Genomic DNA, 20,704 nt, shown 5'->3' on the forward strand with positions numbered 1-20,704 from the left:
CTATGAGTCAGAAGTCAATCTCCAGAGAAGAATTAAAGGAGCTTTACCACAGGGACTTCCCCCTCTGGGCTGAGATAAACCATGAGCTTTTGAAGGAAAGGCTCTACGACCTTGTTGACTGGGAGAACCTGCTGGAAGAGATAGAAGATATGGCACGCAGTGATTTAAAAACCTGCATAAGTCAGCTGGCAAGAATTCTGGAGCATATGTATAAGTGGGACCATTTTAGAGAGCTGGCAGGTGGAGAGACTGCAGGAAAGGGATGGATAAAAAGCGTGGAGAATGCAAGGGATAGAACAAAAGCAATCCTTGAAGATTATCCCAGTCTGAAAAACAGGCTACCGCAAGAAATTGAGAGAGCGTGGAGGCATGCAAGAACAGAACTCAGGATATGGCTCAGAGACAATGACTTCAACCCGGAGGACTTCCACATTCCCGAAGAATGCCCTTACACATACGAAGAGGTCATGACAAGAGACCTGAGGAAGGAGGCAAAACTATGACAAAACATGAAGTTTACACCCTGCCCGATGAAAAGGGCTACTTTGGAGAGTTTGGCGGGAGGTTTGTGCCAGAGACCCTCATGTATGCCCTGGAGGAGCTACAAGAGGCTTACGCAAAGGTTAAAAAAGACCCATCCTTCTGGGAGGAGCTGCACCACTATCTGAAAGACTTTGCCGGCAGGCCTACACCCCTCTACTTTGCAAGAAGGCTTACCGAATATGCTGGAGGTGCAAAGATATACATAAAGCGTGAGGACCTTCTGCATACAGGAGCCCACAAGATAAACAACACCCTCGGACAGGCACTTCTGGCAAAGAGGATGGGAAAGAGGAGGATAATAGCAGAGACGGGTGCCGGTCAGCATGGTGTGGCAACTGCCACCGCCTGTGCCCTTCTGGGGCTTGAGTGCATCGTATACATGGGGGAAGAGGATGCAGAGCGTCAGAAACTCAACGTGTTCAGAATGGAGCTTTTGGGGGCAGAGGTGCGTGTGGTAAAGAGCGGTTCAAGAACTCTCAAAGATGCCATAAACGAAGCCCTCAGGGACTGGGTCACCAACGTGGAAACTACCCACTACATAATAGGCTCTGTGGTGGGTCCCCATCCCTTTCCCATGATGGTGAGAGATTTTCAAAAGGTCATAGGTGAAGAGGCAAAGGCACAGATGATTGAGATTGAGGGCAGACTTCCCGATGTGGTAGTTGCCTGTGTGGGTGGTGGCTCAAACGCCATGGGCATTTTCTATCCTTTTGTAGAGCACGAGGAGGTAAGGCTCATAGGCGTAGAAGCCGGCGGGCTTGGAATTGATACAGGAAAACACGCCAGCTCCATAAACGGAGGCTCTGTAGGAGTGCTTCATGGCATGAAGTCCTACTTTCTTCAGGACGAAGAGGGTCAGATACAGCCAACCCATTCCATCTCTGCAGGTCTTGATTACCCCGGCGTGGGACCAGAGCATGCCCAGCTTTTCAGAAGCGGAAGGGCTCAGTATGTCTACGCCACAGACAGGGAAGCTCTTGAGGGCTTCAAGCTCCTTTCAAGGCTTGAGGGAATAATCCCTGCCCTCGAGCCAGCCCATGCGGTTCTTAGAGTGGTGGAGCTTGCAAGGGAGCTGGGCAGAGAAGGTATAGTGCTCTTTAACCTCTCAGGCAGGGGTGATAAGGATATGATGCATGTAATGGGCTACATGAAAGGTATGCTATAATATCCCTATGCCAAAGCTTTCACCCAGAGACATAAGGAGGAAGATACAGGGTATCAAAAACACTCGCAGGATAACCAATGCCATGAAGGTTGTGTCCGCTGCAAAGCTAAGGCGGGCACAGGAGCTCATATACGCTTCAAGACCTTACTCGGAAAGGCTCTACGAAGTTCTCAAAAGCCTTGCATCTCACGTAGACCCGCAAACACACCCTCTCTTTGAGGTAAGAGAGGAAAAGGTATGCGACCTTGTGCTCATAACCGCAGACAGGGGGCTGGCGGGAGCTTTCAATTCAAACCTGATAAGACAGGCGGAAGAGCTGGTAAAGAACAAACAGGAGAAGGGTATAAAGGTAAGCCTTGTGCTGATAGGAAGAAAAGGAGCTCAGTATTTTGGAAAAAGGAACTATAACATACTAAAAGCCTACGATGAGGTTTTCAGAAAGGAAATTAATTTCAGCGTGGTTAAAGAGACGGGTGAGCTTTTGAGAAGCAGGTATGCAAACAAAGAAACGGATGCGGTATATCTGATAAACAACGAGATGATAACAAGGGTAAGCTACAAGCCCGTGGTGAGAACCTTCCTGCCCTTTGAGAGGCTGGAAGGGGAAGGGGATTATGGCGTGTATGAGTTTGAGGTGGAGAGAGAGCTTTTTGTGAGTAAGCTGATAGACCTGTATCTGAACTATCAGCTCTACAGGGCTATGTTAGAATCTAACGCCTCAGAACACTTTGCCCGTATGGTGGCTATGGACAATGCCACAAGGAATGCGGATGAGCTTGTAAAGACATGGACTCTAATATTCAACAAAGCCCGTCAGGAGGCTATCACTTCCGAGCTTATAGATATAGTGAATGCGGTGGAAGCTATGAAGTGATGTACATAAAAACCCTTGAAGAAATAAAGAACAAGCTCATTGAGCTCAAGCCTTATCTTAGGGAAAAATATAAAATCAAAGAGATAGGGATTTTTGGTTATTATGTGCGAAGAAAGCAGAAGAAAGGAAGCGACCTTGATATACTTTTAGAGTTTGAAGAGACACCCGATTTGTTTACTTACATTGAGATTGAAAGCTTTCTTTCAAAAAAACTTAAGGTAAGGGTTGATCTCATAATGAAGTCAGCACTTAAACCATACATGGGCAGAAGGATTTTAAAAGAAGTGGTATATATATGAGAGAAATTAGGGATTATTTGATGGATATAAAGGATGAGTGTGAATATTTAATGAGTAGAACAAGGGGCTTGAATTATAATGAATTCATTTCAAGTGAAGAACTAAAAAGGGCTTTTGTGAGAAGTTTAGAAATTATCGGAGAAGCATCAAAGCATATTCCAAAAGAGATTAGAAAGAAATAAAGTGAAATTCCATGGAAAAAGTGTTATTGGAATCAGGAACAAAATGATTCATGAGTATTTCGGTGTTGATTATGCAGTTGTATGGAAAACAATAAAAGAAAGAGTTCCTGAACTGTATGAAGTAATAAAGAAGATTATCAAAGAGATTAATGAGGCGTAGCGTTAGGTATAAAGTAAGGACTCTGAAGTGTTAAAATTTTTATTATGGACATAAAGACCCTTGAAAGCTGGCTCTGGGAGGCAGCCTGTAGCATAAGGGGACCTGTAGATGCTCCAAAGTATAAGGAATACATACTTCCCCTCATATTTCTTAAAAGGCTTTCCGATGTCTTTGAGGATGAGTTTGGGGAGGTGCTGGACATATACAAAAGCAAGGAGGAGGCGGAAAGGGTTCTTTTGGAGGATATAGAAAGAAACGGAAGACCCACCCTTGTGAGGTTTTACATACCACCCAGCGCCCGATGGGAAAATATAAGAAGGCAGACAAGGAATTTGGGCGAGTATCTTACTACGGCGGTAAGGGATGTGGCAAAGTATAACCCAAAGCTTGCGGGTGTTATAGATGCCACAGATTTCAACGCCACCTCTATGGGCGTAAGGCTCATAAGCGATGAAAGCCTGAAGGCTCTTGTGGAAGTCCTGAGCAAACACAGGCTTGGGCTTAAGGATGTGGAGCCAGATATTTTAGGAAGGGCTTATGAGTATCTTCTGAAGAAGTTTGCAGAAGGTTCAGGACAGTCTGCGGGTGAGTTCTACACACCCTATGAAGTGGCTTATATGATGGCTAAGCTCATTGACCCAGAGGAAGGGCAGGAGGTCTATGACCCCTGCTGTGGTTCAGGTGGTCTTCTTATCAAGTGTGCCTTGGTCTTTAAGGAGAAATACGGAGAGGACAGGAGCAAGAGACCTCTTAAGTTCTACGGGCAGGAAATAAACCATACCACCTATGCCATGGCTAAGATGAACGTATTCCTGCATGATATGCATGCGGATATAGCCATTGGAGATACGATGAGAAAACCAGCCTTTTTGGAGGCGGACGGCTCTCTTAAGAAGTTTGACCTTGTGCTTGCCAATCCCATGTGGAACCAGAAGTTTGAAGAAGAGGTTTATGAAAATGACCCATACAGGAGGTTTCCCTTTGGATATCCACCCTATGCCTCCGCAGACTGGGGATGGATACAGCACATGCATGCAAGCCTTAAGGAGGGGGGAAAGCTTGCGGTGGTGATAGACACGGGGGCAGTCTCAAGGGGGAGCGGTTCCTCAGACAAAAACAGGGAAAAGGAAATAAGGAAGGCTTTTGTGGAAAGAGACCTCATTGAAGCTGTGATTCTGCTTCCTGAAAACCTCTTCTACAACACCACAGCCCCGGGCGTGATAATAGTCATAAACAAAGCCAAAGGGGACGAAAGAAAAGGGAAGGTGCTTCTTATAAACATCTCAGACCTTTATGAGAAGGGAAGACCCAAAAACTACCTTCCTCAGTCTGCCATAGATAAGGTGTGCGAGATATACAGAGCGTTTAAGGAGGAGGAAGGCATAAGCAGGATTGTGAGCATAGAGGAGGTGAGACTTAACGACTATAATCTTAGCCCCTCAAGGTATGTGGTGAAGGGAAACGAGGAGGAGGTTCTGGACCTTCAGGAGGCTGTGGTGGAGCTGGAAGAGGCGGAGGAGGAAAGAAGAGAAGCGGATAGGGTTCTGTGGGAGGTGCTGAAGAGCCTTGTGTAATTCTTCTACATGCTTATACGATGTTCTCTTTTAAGTCTTCTTAAAAATTCAAAAGTGTCAATACATTCAACAGGTGGGTTCAGCATGCTGCACACATCGGGAATTTTTACCTCTGCATCGTATTTACCATCAGCTCCAGCTGAATGAGTTAATACCTTCGGTTTTTCCATGGTAACCAACACGAGCTTATTTTCTTTCGCAAAAGCTATTATATCAATATCTCTAGTTTTTAGGAAGGCTTCAGCTCTATGAGGTGCGTATTTACTATACACCAAGCTTATTATTTCTTTCACTATTTCAAAAGTTTTTTCAGTAAGCTCTGCAAACAAAAGCTCCTTATGTCTTTTAGCCCATCTGACAAGACTATCATCTGGATTTCCTTCCATAATTTCCTCATAGACAGCTATGGGCATTTTTAATATGTCTTGCTTACAGGCTTTTAACAGCACATCCCAAAACTGAGGCACTATATCAAAGGCATAATATCTATTCTTCGCCTCTATTAAACAGGAGGTGTCCATACAAAATTTAGCCCTCCTGAATATGTCAGACACCAAGCTCCTCCATCAGTTTTATGAGGATTTTATCCTTTTTTATGTTCAGCAACCTCATTGCAGACAGATATGTAATTTCTTGGTTCAATAGACTATCAATCACTTCATAAATAAAGGTTTTACTGTTTCTGCTCAGCAAAAGTTTATAGTAATCCCCACCTTTTTGTTCTTTGTTCCTTAGTTCTAATTCGTAGGTCTTTTTTAGCATTTCCGCCTTTAAAAGTTCATATTCCTCCCTGTCTATCATCCTGAGGTTTAAAAGGCGATAAAGCAGTGCGGTTTTGCTTACAGGAAAAATCTTGCTTAAATTCTGTATATTCTCAAGAGGGCTGATATTTTCATTCCATCTGCTTTTTATCTCCAGTTCGGGGGCGAGTATCTCTATGGCTACCATGTTACATAACCTTTCTACAGCATTCTGATTTTCTGGGTCAGCGTCAGATACTCCGCTTTGACCCACCCATATGTGAGCAATTTCGTGGAAAAGGGTAAATATCTGTGCTTTTTGAGTATCATTGCTGTTTATAAATATGACTGGTGCTATTTCATCCACTATGCTGAAGCCTCTGAATTCTTCCGGGTCAAGTTCTATATGTGTGTTGTTTATGAGCACGCTATTTCTGAAAACAAGAATGCCAATACTTTCAACCCTATCCACAAGCTCATTTATGTTGTCTAAATGGTTCAAATTTAATGTTTCTTTTATATCTTTTGCTATGACTTGATGAGGGGTATCTATGGAGTATTTTCCTACAAATTTTAAAGGAGTGTATCCTTCCGATAATCTTTTTTCCTTTATCCACTCCTGTTTTATTTTTATGTCAGAATAAACCTCAAAAAACTTCCAGCTAAGCGGTTTGCTATCTTTTATTTTCCTTAAGTCTGGTATTTCGCTTTTTTCTTCTGGAACTTCAGAAAGGAAAAGATAGCCATAGGGTATATGCAATGCATGTGCTAACTTATGGAGCTGATTGTATGTTATATGACCCTTACCTTCAAGAAGGCTTTTAAATCTGGGTGTTTTTATTCCTATGCTTTTTGCCACCTTTTCTGGAGTTTCTCCTATCCTGTTTATAGCCCACTCTACCACTTTCCAGTTTATAAGCGTAGCAGGAACCTTGACGGTGGCACTCATGCCTAAAATATAATATCTTCCAAGGGGCTATGAGGTTTGAGTTTTTTGAAGAAACAAACTTTAAGGAGACAGAGCTGGGACCTTTGCCTGAGGATTGGCAGGTGGTGAGGTTGGGAGATGTGGTAAATACAGATAGGCGAAAGGGGAATATTTTAGAAGTGATAGACGGCGTGCCATTTATACCGATGAATTTAATACCAAATGAGGGTCTATACATAAAAAATTATGAGTTTAGAAACCTAGATGATGTGAGAAGTGGTATAGTAGTATATGAAGGTGAGCTACTTTTAGCTAAAATAACTCCAAGTTTTGAAAATGGCAAACAAGGAATATTAAAAGGCGTGCCTTTTGCTATAGCCACTACTGAGGTAATTCCAATTAAAACCAAAGATAACATTTGTGATGTAGAGTTTTTATTTTATAATTTAAAACTACCTGATGTTCGTAATCAGCTTGCTCAAAGAATGGAAGGGACAACAGGAAGAAGAAGGCTGTCTAAAAATGTCCTTTACAATCTTCTTTTCCCCCTCCCCCCTCTTGAGGAGCAAAAAGCCATTGCGGAGGTGCTTCGGAGGGTGCAGGAATCCATAGAAAAAACCGAAGAAGTCATAAGGGCAACAAAGGAGCTCAAAAAGTCTCTTATGAAGCACCTTTTTACCTACGGACCTGTGCCACTGGACGAGGTGGAAAGGGTGGAGCTCAAAGACACCGAAATAGGACCTTTGCCGGCTCACTGGAATGTGGTGAGATTGGGGGAGGTAGGTAAGATTTCCACTGGTAATACACCATCAAAGGGAAATCCAGAATACTGGGCTTCTGGCACTTTTGACTTTGTAAAGCCTCCAGACTTAAAGAACAGATTCATATCAACTGCTACGGAAAAGATATCTGAAAAGGCATTAAGCAAGGCACGCATAGCTCTGGCTGGCTCCATACTCGTATCCTGCATCGGGATAATAGGAAGAGTGGGTTACACGACCAAACCTGTAGCATTCAACCAGCAGATTAATTCAATAACTCCCAATTCAGGTGCCTATGGGTTGTATATCTTCCACGCTCTACAGCACAATACAGTTCAGGAAGTATTAAACTCATTAAAATCAATAACAACTGTTCCAATAGTGAATAAATCAAAGTTTGAAACGGTCCCCCTCCCCCTCCCCCCACTTGAAGAGCAAAAACAAATAGCCAGCATTCTGCAGGCAGTGGACGAAAAAATTCAGAAAGAAGAAGAACGAAAAAGAGCCCTTGAGAACCTCTTTAAGAGCCTTTTGCACAACCTCATGAGCGGTAAAATTAGAGTAAGGTGGAAGGAAAGTTGAGGTTTTCGGAAAGGCGCTCGGTGCAGGAGCCTGTTATCAGGTATGCCACTCAGGCAGGCTGGAAATACATAAGCCCCGAGGAGGTCCAGAACCTCAGGCTCAACAGCGCCAAAGCTATACTTGAGAAAGTTTTCATACCAAAAATAACGGAGCTTAACCCCTTTCTAACAGAGCAGAAGGCAATGGATGTTCTCAGGGAGCTTGAAAGGGTCAGGCCTGACATCCATGGAAACCTGACCGTCTGGCAGTTTCTGAAGGGTCAGAAAACCATCTACATAGAAACCGAGAGGAGAGAAAGGAACATAAAGCTAATAGATACAGAAAACCCCCACAGAAATGTTTTTCACATCACAGATGAGTTTACCTTTACTAATGGCTCAGAGTCCATAAGGCAGGACGTGGTCTTTTTCATAAACGGCATACCGGTTGTCTTTGCGGAAGCAAAGGCTCCCTATAAAATTGATGCGGTGGAGGAAGCTCTATCTCAGGTCAGGAGGTATCACGAGAGGTGCCCCGAGCTACTTGCTATTGAGCAGGCTTTTGTGCTTACGCATCTTATCAGCTTTTTATATGGTGCCACATGGAACGCAAGCTCAAAGGGACTGTATAACTGGAAAGAGGAACAGGCGGGAGACTTTGAAAGTCTCGTAAAGTCCTTTTTCCAGCCCGAGAGGCTTCTGGAGCTTATAACCGAATACCTACTTTTCCCGGAGAGGGACGGACGCCTGCAGAAGGTGATACTCAGACCCCATCAGGTGCGTGCGGTCAACAAGATCCTTCAGAGGGCACAGGAAAAGGAAAAGAAAAGAGGTCTCATCTGGCACACTCAGGGCTCTGGAAAGACCTACACCATGATTGTGACCGCTAGGAGGCTCATTGAAAGCCCCTTCTTTGAAAATCCCACAGTGCTCATGCTGGTGGACAGGCTGGAACTGGAAAGCCAGCTTTTTATGAACCTCAGGTCTGTGGGAATTCATGTAAAAGTTGCAGACAGCAGGGAAGAGCTCAGAAGGCTTCTGGAAGAGGACACAAGGGGCATTATAGTCTCCACCATACACAAGTTTGAGGGCATGCCTGCCAACATAAACACCAGAGAAAACATCTTTGTGCTCATTGACGAGGCACACAGAACCACATCGGGCGCCCTTGGAAACTATCTGATGGGAGCTCTGCCCAACGCTACCTTTATAGGCTTTACGGGCACGCCCATAGACAGGGGCAGGAGCACCTTTGTGATTTTCGGCAGGGATGACCCGCCACAGGGATACCTTGACAAATACAGCATAGCCGAGTCCATAGCAGATGGGACAACCCTTCCCCTTCACTACAGCTTTGCCCCCAGTGAGCTCACCGTTGACAAGAAGCTGCTGGAAGAGGAATTTTTGAACCTCAAAGAAGCGGAAGGCATCAGCGATGTGGAAGCTCTTGACAGGATACTTGACAAGGCTGTCAGACTAAAGAACGCCCTCAAAAGCAGAAGCAGGATTGAAAAGGTTGCCCGCTATATCGCAGAGCATTACAGGGAGTATGTGGAACCTCTGGGATACAAGGCCTTTGTGGTGGCAGTAGACAGAGAAGCCTGCGCCCTCTACAAAGAAGAGCTTGACAGATACCTGCCACCAGAATACTCAAGGGTAGTATACAGCAGGCATCAGACAGACCCGGAGCACATGAGGCTTCACTATCTTGAAGAGGAAGAGGAAAAACTCATCAGAAAGAACTTCCTTGACCCGGAGAAAAACCCCAAAATCCTCATAGTCACCAGCAAACTGCTAACTGGCTTTGATGCGCCCCTTCTCTACTGTCTTTATCTTGACAAGCCCATGAGGGACCATGTCCTGCTCCAGACTATAGCGAGGGTAAACAGGCCCTACGAAGACCAGTATGGCAGAAAGAAACCCGCAGGTCTTATCGTGGACTTTGTGGGCATCTTTGCAAACCTCCAGAAAGCCCTTGCCTTTGACTCTGCAGATGTAGAAGGAGTGGCAGAAGACCTTCAGAAGCTAAAGGAGAAGTTCGCCAGCCTTATGGAGTTCAAAGACATGGAGGAGCTGAGAGAAGTCTTTTTGAGCTCATACTCGGAGGACAAAATACTGGAGCTTGCCCTGGAGCACCTCCGGGACGAAGAAAAAAGAGAAAAATTTTACAGACTCTACATAGACATAACAGACATCTACAACATACTCTCTCCAGACCCTTTCCTGAGACCCTACCTGCAGAGAGTGGAAGGTCTGATAAGGCTCTACCTTGTGGTCAGACAGTATTACGAGCCAGGGAAGAACATAGACAGGGAGTTTACAAAGAAGGTGGAGGAGCTCGTAAGAAAACACACAAAACAGGGAGAAATAGGGCAGGCGACCTATGTATACGAGATTAACGAGGAAATACTCAGAGAACTACAGAAAGAGGATGTACCCGACAGTGAGAAGGTTTACAACCTCACTAAAGGCCTTCAAAGGCTCTTCCAGCAGGAAATGAAAACCAAGCCCCATGTAATATCCCTCGCCCAGAAACTTGAAAACGTGCTGGAGAGCTACAGGAGAGGACAGAAAAGCACACAGAAGGTCATTGAAGAGCTCAAAAAACTCTATGAAGAATACGAAGAGTTAGAAAGGGAAAGGGCAGAGAAAGGCCTTGCCCCAGAGGTCTTTGCCATATACAGGCTCTTAAAAAGAGAAGGCATAAAAGAGAGCGGGGAAAAGGCAAAGAGGATAAGCGAGCTCTTTTCTGACCATCCCCACTGGCGCAGAAGTCGGGAACAGGAAAGGAATTTAAGAAGAGAGATAATCAAATTACTTGAGCCACAGAATAACCCAAAAGCAGTAGAGTTAACAGAAGAAATTCTCAACATCATGCGACAGACATGACATCTCAGGAGTTTAAAGAGAGAGTAAGGCTGTGGGCAAAAAAGCTCAAAGTTGATGAAAAACTCAGGGAAATCCACATAAGGAACATGAAAAATAAGCTGGCAAGCTGTTCAAGCAAAGGAAGAATAACCTTTGACAGCACAGTGCTAGAAATGGAGTCAGCAGACATGGACAGAATAATAGTTCACGAACTACTGCATCTGAGATACAGAAATCACGGCAAACTCTTTAAAAGGCTTCTGGAAGTGTATCTGGAGGAAGGTTTTTAACCCCCGGGACGACCTACTTTCCCGTGCCGTTCGCCCAGCACAGTATCATCGGCGCTGGAGGGCTTAACTGCCGGGTTCGGAATGGAAACCGGGTGTTTCCCCTCCGCTATGGTCCCGAGGGAAGCTTTCAAACTGGCAACTCAATAGGTTTTCCTTCCTGTGGGTGTGCAAGCCGAACGGGCTATTAGTACAGCTTGGCTACACCCCTTGCGGAGCTTCCACCTGCTGCCTATCAACCTGGTAGTCTTCCAGGGCCCTTCAGGGAGTCCTTATCTTGTGGTGGGCTTCGCGCTTAGATGCTTTCAGCGCTTATCCCGTAGCAGGATGGCTACCCGGCGCTACCTCTGGAGAGATAACCGGCACACCAGAGCCTGCCCCGTCCCGGTCCTCTCGTACTAGGGACGGACCCACTCAAGACTCCTGCGCCCGCGGCGGATAGGGACCGAACTGTCTCGCGACGTTCTGAACCCAGCTCGCGTCCCCCTTTAATGGGCGAACAGCCCAACCCTTGGGACCTGCTTCAGCCCCAGGATGGGGGGAGCCGACATCGAGGTACCAAACCTCCCCGTCGATGTGGGCTCTCGGGGGAGATTAGCCTGTTATCCCCGGAGTAGCTTTTATCCGCTGATCACTGGCCCTTCCCCGAAGAACCAGTGGGTCACTAGGCCCGGCTTTCGCCTCTGCTCGGCATGTCTGCCTCACAGTCAGGCACCCTTCTGCCCTTGTACTCTACGGCGGATTTCCGACCCGCCTGAGGGTACCTTTGGACGCCTCCGTTACCTTTTGGGAGGCAGCCGCCCCAGCTAAACTGCCCATCTGGCACGGTCCCGGCGGTGGATGACACCGCTCGGTTAGGGCCTCAGCCTGCCCAGGGTGGTATCTCACCGGCGCCTCCATCCCTCCCGGAGGAGGGACTTCACAGGCTCCCACCTATCCTGCGCAGGGCAAGCCAAGGCTCAATGCCAGACTACAGTGAAGCTTCACGGGGTCTTTCCGTCCTGCCGCGGGTAGCCGGCATCTTGACCGGCATTACAATTTCGCCGGGACTCTCCTCGAGACAGCGTGGCACTCGTTGGACCATTCATGCAGGTCGGAACTTCACCCTTACCCATGTTTCCATGGGGGGTAGACTATACCTTCATCCCACCAAGAGCCTTAGGAGGTCTTCTTTTGTATACTTTCTCCTGCCAGATGGATTTATGCTGTAGGCAAGCTCTATTATCTCTGGCAGGTGCTTTCTGGAAAGGTGAAGGTTTGCTCTGACCATTCTACATATGCTTTTGAACTTTTCAAAGTCTTCTTTCTTTGCTCCCTGTAGAGGATAGGCTTCAAAGTGAGGTATTATCCGCTCGCTAAGAGCTTTTATGTCCCTCACTTCGTATTTGTAGGTATCATCACTCTTAGAGAACCTTATTCCACCTACTCCAAAGTAAGCATGAACCTGCTTGAGCAGGTTGAGGTCTCTCCTGTTGAGAGACAAGGAGAAGGAGGGACGGGTTTCTATCCTTACCTTAAGCCTATCTCTCAGGTTAAAGCTCACTGAGAAGCAACCTTCACCTTCCACAAGCCCTGTTATATACCAGGGGTTAAGCATGCTGACCTCCATAGCCCTTTCTGCGATGCCTGTGGCATCGGGTGAGAGCCGGCGTGTTGCACGCATCTGTAGCGTGCCTTCCCTTTCGGGTCAGTCGTTACGGGGCTCCATAACTCTCTCGAGCCATGGGCTTCCCTCGGGATTACCCCACGCCCTTTCTGGGCAGGAGGGCTCCCCCGATATGAGCCGGACACGGGCAAGTCCTACTTACCCGACAAGGAATTTCGCTACCTTAGGACCGTCATAGTTACGGCCGGCGTTTACCCGGGCTTCGGTTTGGAGCTTGCACTCCTCCCCTTAACCTACGGGCACTGGCCAGGTTTCAGACCACATACATCCCCTTACGGGTTTGCGTAGTCCTGTGTTTTTGATAAACAGTCGGCACCACCCGGTCTCTGCGACCCACAGGAGCTTACGCCGCAGGGACTTCACTCCCATGGGCCCCCCTTCTACCGAGGGTACGGGGGCAATTTGCCGAGTTCCTTGAGGAGAGTTCCCCCGACGCCTTAGGCTGCTAACCCAGCCCACCTGTGTCGGTTTCCGGTACGGGCAGCGATGCTTCAGCGCCAGCGCCGTTGTTTCTCGGCAGTGTGGCGTCGCAGAAGTTACCCCATCAGCTCTCGGAGTATGGGGTGACGGATTTGCCTGCCACCCCCTCCTACTACCTTGGACCACCATTCCATAGGTGGCTTCTGCTAGCCTCCTGCGTCACGACTCTGGCTCCACACCGCTGGCGCAGGAATGTTGACCTGCTTCCCATCGGCTACGCCTTTCGGCCTCACCTTAGGGTCCCGGCTAACTGGCGGATGATTTACATTGCCGCCAAAACCTGGGGCTTCCGGCGGACAGGTTTTTCACCTGTCTTCGCTGCTACTCATGCCAGGATTCTCACTTCCCTGCAGTCCATCCCACCTTACGGCGAGACTTCAGCCCACAGGGAACGCTCCCCTACCGCTCGCATATGCGAGCCCGCAGCTTCGGTACCAGGCTTGAGCCCCGCTAAATTTTCGGCGCACGGCCGCTCGGCCGGTCAGCTGTTACGCACTGTTTAAAGGATGGCTGCCTCTAAGCCAACCTCCCAGCTGTCTTAGCAGCCGCACATCCTTCCCCACTTAGCCTGGATTTTGGGACCTTAGCTGGCGGTCTGGGCTGTTTCCCTCTTGTCCACCGGAGCTTATCCCCCGGGGACTGACTGCCATACTACCTTTCCCGGCATTCGGAGTTTGGCAGGGTTCGGTACCCCTTTCGAGGCCCTAGCCCAACCAGTGGCTCTACCTCCGGGAAGGACCGTATGACGCTAGGCGTCGACCTATTTCGGGGAGAACGAGCTATCACGGAACGCGATTGGCTTTTCACCGCTACCCACACCTCATCGGACGGTTTTGCAGCACCGACCCGTTCGGGCCTCCAGACGGCGTTACCCGTCCTTCACCCTGGACATGGGTAGATCGTTCCGCTTCGCGCCTGCCCCCAGCGACTTAACGCCCTGTTCGGACTCGCTTTCGCTCCGGCTTCGCCTGACGGCTTAACCTCGCCGCTGAGGACAACTCCCTGGCTCATTCTGCAAAAGGCACGCAGTCGGGCCAAAACGACCCTTCCACTGGCTTGTGGATCCGGGGTTTCAGGTTCTATTTCACTCCCCTTCCGGGGTTCTTTTCACCTTTCCCTCGCGGTACTATACGCTATCGGTCTGCCCGTAGTGCTTAGCCTTGGAGGGAGGTCCCCCCAGATTCCCACGACCTTCCACGGGGGCCGTGGTACTTGGGAACACGCACCCAGGAGACTGACACCTTTTGCCTACGGGGCTTTCACCCTCTGTGGCGGAGCATTCCAGCTCACTTCGGCTAAGTGTCAGTTTTGTAACTCCCTGAGAGAATGGCAGTTCTCTCCGTGCATGTCCCGCTACCCCGTGCGAGCTAAGGCTGCCACCATGGCACCCGCACGGTTTGGGCTGGTCCCCGTTCGCTCGCCGCTACTTGGGGAGTCTCGGTTGATTTCCTTTCCTGGGACTACTAGAAGGTTTTACTTCGTCCCGTTTTGGCTCCGCTTACGCGGATGACAGGGCTCAACGCCCTGCCGGGTTTCCCCATTCGGGCATCCGGGCCTCAAAGGCTCTTTGCGCCTCCACCCGGCTTATCGCAGCTTAGCACGCCCTTCATCCCCTCGGGCAGCCGAGGCATCCACCCCGGACCCTTACTAACTTGCACACCCACAAGGAAGGAAAACCTATTCAGTTGCCAAGATGACATGGAGATGGTGGGATTTGAACCCACGACCTCCTGCTTGCAAAGCAGGCGCTCTCCCGCTGAGCTACATCCCCTTGGACCTGCCCCAGATAATGGGCCTCGGTGGACTTGAACCACCGACCTTGCCCTTATCAGGGGCACGCTCTAACCGACTGAGCTAGAGGCCCAGAGGACTGGCAGCTCAATAAGGAGGAAGGACCCTGAGTTTGATTGGCTTTACAGCCTGAAAACTATCTCCGTTATAAAGGAGGTGATCCAGCCGCAGGTTCCCCTACGGCTACCTTGTTACGACTTCGCCCCAGTTGCCAGCCTTCCCATCGTCCTCTACCTCCCTTACGGGTTAGCCCGAGGGCTTCCGGGAAGACTGACTTCCGTGGCGTGACGGGCGGTGTGTGCAAGGCCCGAGAACGTATTCACGGCGGCCTAGCTGATCCGCCATTACTACCGATTCCGGCTTTATGAGGGCGAGTTTCAGCCCTCAATCTGCACCATGACCGGGTTTGAGGATTTGCTTCCCATTTCTGGGTTGCTTCCCATTGTCCCGGCCACTGTAGCGCCTGTGTTGCCCCGGGCATAAAGGGCATACTGACCTGACGTCATCCCCGCCTTCCTCCGGCTTATCGCCGGCAGTCCCCTTAGAGTGCCCTCCGCAGAGTGGCAACTAAGGGCAGGGGTTGCGCTCGTTGCGGGACTTAACCCAACATCTCACGACACGAGCTGACGACGGCCATGCACCACCTGTGATGGGATTCCGTCCAGAGGACGGCACCCCTCGCTTTCGCAAGGGTTTCCCATCATGTCAAACCCGGGTAAGGTTTTTCGGTTAGCATCGAATTGAACCAGACGCTCCACCGGTTGTGCGGGCCCCCGCCAATTCCTTTGAGTTTCAGGCTTGCGCCCGTACTCCCCAGGCGGGGCGCTTAACGCGTTAGCTGAGACACCGCCCTTGCGGACGACGTCTAGCGCCCATGGTTTACGGCTGGGACTACCCGGGTATCTAATCCGGTTTGCTCCCCCAGCTTTCGTCCCTGACCGTCAGAACAGCCCCAGCAGGCTGCCTTCGCCTTCGGTGTTCCTCCCGATATCTACGCATTTCACCGCTACACCGGGAATTCCGCCTGCCTGAGCGTGCCTCAAGATGAGCAGTTCGGTACGCCTTTCCACCGTTGAGCGGTGGGCTTTGACGAACCGCTTACCCATCCGGCTGCGGACGCTTTACGCCCAGTGAATTCGCGCAACGCTCGGGACCTACGTATTACCGCGGCTGCTGGCACGTAGTTAGCCGTCCCTTCCTCTGGGGGTACCGTCACCCACAGAGATTATTCACCCCTGTGAGCATCTTCCCCCCTGACAGGAGTTTACACCCCGAAGGGCTTCTTCCTCCACGCGGCGTCGCGGGGTCAGGCTTTCGCCCATTGCCCACGATTCCCCACTGCTGCCCCCCGTAGGGGTGTGGGCCGTGTCTCAGTCCCACTGTGGCCGGACACCCTCTCAGGCCGGCTACCCGTCATAGGCTTGGTAGGCCGTTACCCCACCAACTACCTGATGGGCCGCGAGCCCCTCCTCAGGCGGTAGCATGCAGAGCAGAGGCCACCTTTGGTCTGGAGCCTCAGTGACTCCAGACATTATAGGGTATTAGCCCGAGTTTCCCCGGGTTATCCCCTTCCTGAGGGCAGGTTACTCACGTGTTACTCACCCGTTTGCCGCTGGGTGGCAGAGCCACCCCGCACGACTTGCATGTGTTAGGCACGCCGCCAGCGTTCGCGCTGAGCCAGGATCAAACTCTTCAGGAAAACCCCGAGTTTTAGGGTCCTTCCTCCTTATTCAGTTGCCAAGATGTCAAGGGACCTATAGGTCCCTATTTTTCAACAGGACTTTTTATTATATACCATGTTTCGGGTTTTGTCAAGTCCTTTAAGCCGACTTATATAACCCAAACACACATTCAGCTCTCAAGATGACAAGGGGATTTATCCCCTCAACCGCAACCTACAGTGTAATAATGTATTTCCCTTGTAAAACTCTGTCAAGCCTTACCGCGGGACCTCGGAGTCCCGATTTCCTTTATACCTTTATCTATTATATCCACCAGCGGGAACTTTGTCAAGTATTTTTCTAAAAACCTCCCACATGGCGATGGCTCCAGCAGATGAGACATTGAGTGAGTTTATCCTGCCTTGCATGGGAATTGATACCACCATATCCGCCAGCTCGAGCACGCTCCTTGAGATCCCTTCGCCCTCAGAACCGAGCACGAGAGTGCATCCTGTGGGAAGGTCTACATCTCTAATATCTCTGCCTCCCCTCTCCACCGCCGCAACCCAGCCACCCATTTCCTTAAAGTCTTTCAGAGCTCTTGCGAGGCTACCCACCCTTGCCAGCATGAGATAAAAAACGGCGCCTGCAGATGCCTTGACTACGGTCTCGTTTATGGGACACGCTCTGTCCTTTGGCATAAGCGCTCCAACTCCACCAAAAACCTCGCAGGTCCTTAAGAGGTTTCCCACGTTCTGAGGGTCTGTGATATGGTCAAGGGTGAGAAAGAAGGAACCTCTTTTTACGGTCTCCCTGAAAAGTTTGTGAGCTTCAACATACTCAACTGGGCTCAGTATGGCGAGAATTCCCTGTGTCTTTTTTGTTCCGGCGAGTTCTTCTATTTTCTGCCTCGGTGCTTTCTGGAGTTTTATGCCCCTCTCCTTGCAAAGTTTGACAACCTGATGGGGAGGGTGCGAGTCGTGGGCAAAGAGCACCTTTTCCACATCCCTGCCCGACCTGAGGGCTTCAATAACGGGGTTTTTACCGTAGACTATCATTCCTTTATTATGCCACCACCCAGAAGCACATCCCCCTCATAGAAGGCGCAGACCTGACCGGGGGTTATGCCTTTTACTGGCTCTGCAAATTTTACCCTATAGCCATCCGGTGTTTTTTCCATGTTTTCCACAGGCACTGGTCTGTTCCTGTATCTTATCTGTGCCAGGGGCTTTTCCCAGAGTTCAGGCTCAAGATGAAAGTTTACGCCCTCCAGCAAAAGCCAGTCCCTATAGAGCTCCTTTTCTCTGCACAGATAAACCGCATTCTTTTCTGCATCCACGCCGCACACATACACAGGGAAGCCCAGAGCCACACCCAGACCCTTCCTCTGCCCTACCGTATAGTGGAAAAAGCCTCTGTGCCTGCCCACAACTTCGCCCTCAAAGTAGAAGTATCCTTCCTTAGAGCCAACCCTTTCTTCTACAAACTCCCCAGGTTCTTTTCCCATAAGAAAGCACACGTCCTGCGAGTCCTTCTTATTCCAGACGGGAAGGTTTCTATCTTTTGCTATCTGTCTAACCTCATCTTTGGTTAGCTCTCCCAGTGGAAACTCAAGAAGCTCAAGATGTTCTCTTTTTACAAGGCTCAGAAAATAGGACTGGTCTCTCTTCTGGTCTTTACCGCGGGCTATGAGCCTTCTACCCTTGTATTCTACAAACCTTGCGTAGTGTCCTGTAGCAAGCCTGTCAATCTCTACAACCTTTTTGAGATATTCTGCCAGTAAGCCAGTTTTTACTTCCCTGTTGCATATTGCACATGGATTTGGGGTTTTCCCCATAAGAGTTTCCCCCAGAAAGTAATTTACTACCCGCTCCTCAAAAATTTTTTCCCAGCTAAGGGTAAGATGGGGAATGCCAAGGTGTTCGGAAACCTTCGCCGCATCTCTCACGTCCTGAGGCGAGCAACAGACCCTGAGGTCGCCAGCACTGCAAACCTCCTGATGGAAACGAAGAGTTATACCAATTACCTCGTGACCAGCCTCCTTCATGAGCAGGGCACAGACGCTACTGTCCACACCTCCACTCATACCAACTGCAATTCTCATAAGGGATAAATTTAGGCTCTGAAAAAGGCTTTCATAAACCTTGTCTCCTCAGATTCTTCCGCAAACTCAAGCCCCAGAGATATGAGCTTTTCTGGCCTTTCACCCTTTTTCAACAATCCAATGGAGCGAGCAATTTCCAGCTTCTCTATGACACCTTCCGTGATGTAAACCATCATACTGTCAAACTGAAACTTCCTGTAGAGCTCCTGTCTTTCCTTCTCTTCTTTTTTGCCCAGGCTATCCGCAAAGGAGCATATCTTTGACCATGTTCTGAGGGTTTTATCCCACTCTTGCCTTGGGATATTCTCAAGCTCAAGCCTTATAAGTTCCACAAGGCTCTCTTTGATGTGTTTCTTGAAATCCTCTTGGGACCAGCCACTGGAGCTGTCCTTTCTTAAAAAAGCCGTCAGGTCAACTTTCATGTTATTCTAATATAATACCGCTTCTGCTGGAGGTCTAATATGCACAGAATCCTTATTACCGACCCCATATCTGAAAAGGGTATTGAGCTTCTCAGGCGTGAGCCTGACTTTGAGGTGGATAACGAGCCAGATATATCCTACGAAGAACTGCTTGAGGTGGTGGGGGGTTACCACTGCATTATAACGAGAAGCAGGACTCCGGTTACAAGGGAGCTGATAGAAAGAGGAGAGAATCTCAAGGTTATAGGTAGAGCCGGAGTGGGTGTGGACAACGTGGATATAGAATCCGCCTCTATGAGGGGTATACTTGTCATAAACACGCCTGGAGCAAACACCATAGGGGCTACAGAGCTTACACTCTGCCACATGCTCAACGTGGTGAGAAATGCCCACATAGCCCACAAGAGTATGGTGGAGGGTCGCTGGGACAGGAAGAAGTTTATGGGAACAGAGCTTTATGGAAAAACCCTTGGAATAATTGGCCTAGGAAACATAGGCTCTCAGGTTGCCATAAGGGCAAAAGCCTTTGGTATGACCGTATACGCCTATGACCCATACATACCGAGGGAAAAGGCAGACAGGCTTGGGGTAAAGCTCTTTGACAATCTTCACCACATGCTAAAACAGATAGACATCCTTACCATTCATGCACCCCTGACCCATGAGACAAAGCATATGATTACGAGAAGAGAGTTTGAAATTATGAAGGATGGAGCAGTCCTCATAAACTGTGCAAGGGGTGGAATAGTGAAGGACGAAGACCTCATATGGGCTCTGGAGAGCGGGAAGCTGGCGGGCGTCGGACTGGATGTCTTTTCCGTGGAACCACCTCCGAAGGAGTTTGTAGACAATATATCAAAGTTTCCAAATGTTTCTCTGTCGCCTCATATTGGAGCGAACACCTATGAGTCTCAGGAAAACGTGGCGGTAATCGTTGCACAGCAGGTAATCAAGGCGCTGAGAGGACAGACGGTAGAGTATGTGGTGAACGCACCCTTCCCAGACCTCTCTGTCCTTACCCTCATTAAACCCCACCTTGACCTTGCGGAGAGAATGGGCAGATTCCTGGTGCAGTGGTCGGAGGAAGGTATAAGGGAGGTTCATATAGAGGTGAGGGGTGATATAGCACCTCACTTTCATCCTATAGCGTCGGCGGTGCTCATGGGAATCTTAAAAGAAACAGTGGACTTTCCTGTAAACATAATAAACGCCAGTTATGTGGCAAGAGACAGGGGAATAAAGGTAGAAGAGCTTACCTCAGAAGAGAGCGAAGACTACAAACATTACATCAAAGTGGTGGCGAGAGGCGACAGCACGGAGAGGGTTGTGGCCGGGTCTGTGCTGGAGGGGCACATACCAAGAATATTTCAGATTGACCAATACAGGGTGGATGTGGAACCAGAGGGTATAATGCTGGTTTTTGAAAACAGAGATGTCCCGGGAGTTATTGGGAAAATAGGCAGCATACTGGGTAATGCAGGCGTGAACATAGCAGGTTTCAGACTGGGAAGGGAAAGGAAAGGAGGTATAGCCCTTGGAATTCTCAACCTTGACGACCAGGTGCCAGAGGAGGTAATGCAGGAGCTCAGAAAAATACCACAGGTTCTCTTTGCCAAGCAGGTTATCGTGTAATAGATTT

Annotated in this window: 16 protein-coding genes, 2 tRNA genes and 3 rRNA genes; 11 read left to right on the forward strand and 10 right to left on the reverse strand. The window is 49.0% G+C overall.

Going from position 1 to position 20,704, the window contains the following annotated elements:
* Positions 1-2: 2 nt before the first annotated feature.
* The 7 genes from WHS43_01510 to WHS43_01540 are packed head-to-tail and all read left to right on the forward strand — an operon-like array spanning position 3 to position 4,797.
* Entirely contained in the window at positions 3-503 is a 501-nt protein-coding gene (locus WHS43_01510; protein MEJ5338317.1) for a DUF29 domain-containing protein, read from the forward strand.
* Positions 500-1,708, forward strand: coding sequence for a tryptophan synthase subunit beta (gene trpB, locus WHS43_01515; GenBank protein ID MEJ5338318.1), 1,209 nt, complete (start codon positions 500-502; stop codon positions 1,706-1,708). Before WHS43_01510 ends, trpB begins: the two co-directional genes overlap by 4 nt.
* Positions 1,709-1,715: 7 nt before the next feature.
* A complete protein-coding gene (locus tag WHS43_01520) occupies positions 1,716-2,582 on the forward strand; it encodes a F0F1 ATP synthase subunit gamma (protein MEJ5338319.1) in 867 nt (288 codons plus the stop codon).
* Positions 2,582-2,881 (forward strand): nucleotidyltransferase family protein, encoded by a 300-nt coding sequence (locus tag WHS43_01525; protein MEJ5338320.1) that lies wholly within the window; start codon positions 2,582-2,584, stop codon positions 2,879-2,881. Before WHS43_01520 ends, WHS43_01525 begins: the two co-directional genes overlap by 1 nt.
* Positions 2,878-3,063 (forward strand): HepT-like ribonuclease domain-containing protein, encoded by a 186-nt coding sequence (locus WHS43_01530; GenBank protein MEJ5338321.1) that lies wholly within the window; start codon positions 2,878-2,880, stop codon positions 3,061-3,063. The genes WHS43_01525 and WHS43_01530 overlap by 4 nt, the downstream gene beginning before the upstream one ends.
* 1 nt (position 3,064) lies before the next feature.
* Positions 3,065-3,223: a HepT-like ribonuclease domain-containing protein gene (locus tag WHS43_01535; GenBank protein MEJ5338322.1), complete on the forward strand. Its 159-nt coding sequence runs from the start codon at positions 3,065-3,067 to the stop codon at positions 3,221-3,223.
* Positions 3,224-3,267: 44 nt separating this feature from the next.
* Entirely contained in the window at positions 3,268-4,797 is a 1,530-nt protein-coding gene (locus WHS43_01540; protein MEJ5338323.1) for a class I SAM-dependent DNA methyltransferase, read from the forward strand.
* Between the two features lie 5 nt (positions 4,798-4,802).
* Here WHS43_01540 and WHS43_01545 read toward each other — a convergent pair whose 3' ends face one another.
* Both WHS43_01545 and WHS43_01550 read right to left on the reverse strand, forming a co-directional pair.
* Positions 4,803-5,351 (reverse strand): DUF4411 family protein, encoded by a 549-nt coding sequence (locus WHS43_01545; GenBank protein ID MEJ5338324.1) that lies wholly within the window; start codon positions 5,349-5,351, stop codon positions 4,803-4,805.
* The gene (locus WHS43_01550; GenBank protein MEJ5338325.1) at positions 5,344-6,441 is read right to left on the reverse strand and encodes an ImmA/IrrE family metallo-endopeptidase; all 1,098 of its coding nucleotides are present in this window, start codon (positions 6,439-6,441) and stop codon (positions 5,344-5,346) included. The genes WHS43_01545 and WHS43_01550 overlap by 8 nt, the downstream gene beginning before the upstream one ends.
* A 74-nt stretch (positions 6,442-6,515) precedes the next feature.
* On the opposite strand from WHS43_01550, the gene WHS43_01555 reads away from it, so the two are divergent.
* From WHS43_01555 to WHS43_01565, 3 genes are read left to right on the forward strand one after another with little or no spacing between them, the layout of a single operon-like run.
* A complete protein-coding gene (locus WHS43_01555; GenBank protein ID MEJ5338326.1) occupies positions 6,516-7,808 on the forward strand; it encodes a restriction endonuclease subunit S in 1,293 nt (430 codons plus the stop codon).
* Positions 7,793-10,675, forward strand: a complete 2,883-nt coding sequence (locus WHS43_01560) for an HsdR family type I site-specific deoxyribonuclease (protein MEJ5338327.1) — start codon at positions 7,793-7,795, stop codon at positions 10,673-10,675. The genes WHS43_01555 and WHS43_01560 overlap by 16 nt, the downstream gene beginning before the upstream one ends.
* Complete coding sequence (locus WHS43_01565; protein ID MEJ5338328.1) at positions 10,672-10,944, forward strand: M48 family metallopeptidase; 273 nt, start codon at positions 10,672-10,674, stop codon at positions 10,942-10,944. The genes WHS43_01560 and WHS43_01565 overlap by 4 nt, the downstream gene beginning before the upstream one ends.
* On the opposite strand, the gene rrf is transcribed toward WHS43_01565, so the two are convergent.
* The 8 genes from rrf to WHS43_01605 all read right to left on the reverse strand — a co-directional run bounded on the left by rrf (position 10,945) and on the right by WHS43_01605 (position 19,065).
* Positions 10,945-11,064, reverse strand: a 5S ribosomal RNA gene (rrf, locus tag WHS43_01570).
* Between the two features lie 43 nt (positions 11,065-11,107).
* Positions 11,108-14,745, reverse strand: a 23S ribosomal RNA gene (locus WHS43_01575).
* Between the two features lie 41 nt (positions 14,746-14,786).
* Positions 14,787-14,858, reverse strand: a tRNA-Ala gene (locus WHS43_01580).
* Positions 14,859-14,877: 19 nt separating this feature from the next.
* Positions 14,878-14,951, reverse strand: a tRNA-Ile gene (locus WHS43_01585).
* 76 nt (positions 14,952-15,027) lie between these two features.
* Positions 15,028-16,577 (reverse strand): 16S ribosomal RNA (locus WHS43_01590).
* The 16S, 23S and 5S rRNA genes sit together here with 2 tRNA genes alongside, the layout of an rRNA operon.
* 279 nt (positions 16,578-16,856) lie before the next feature.
* Positions 16,857-17,597, reverse strand: a complete 741-nt coding sequence (gene rlmB / locus WHS43_01595) for a 23S rRNA (guanosine(2251)-2'-O)-methyltransferase RlmB (GenBank protein ID MEJ5338329.1) — start codon at positions 17,595-17,597, stop codon at positions 16,857-16,859.
* Complete coding sequence (mnmA, locus tag WHS43_01600; protein ID MEJ5338330.1) at positions 17,594-18,643, reverse strand: tRNA 2-thiouridine(34) synthase MnmA; 1,050 nt, start codon at positions 18,641-18,643, stop codon at positions 17,594-17,596. Before mnmA ends, rlmB begins: the two co-directional genes overlap by 4 nt.
* An 11-nt stretch (positions 18,644-18,654) precedes the next feature.
* Entirely contained in the window at positions 18,655-19,065 is a 411-nt protein-coding gene (locus WHS43_01605; protein MEJ5338331.1) for a hypothetical protein, read from the reverse strand.
* Positions 19,066-19,104: 39 nt separating this feature from the next.
* On the opposite strand from WHS43_01605, the gene serA reads away from it, so the two are divergent.
* Positions 19,105-20,697, forward strand: coding sequence for a phosphoglycerate dehydrogenase (serA, locus tag WHS43_01610; protein ID MEJ5338332.1), 1,593 nt, complete (start codon positions 19,105-19,107; stop codon positions 20,695-20,697).
* Positions 20,698-20,704: the final 7 nt, after the last annotated feature.

Source organism: Aquificaceae bacterium, assembly GCA_037481935.1.
Taxonomy (GTDB): Bacteria; Aquificota; Aquificia; order Aquificales; family Aquificaceae; genus Pampinifervens.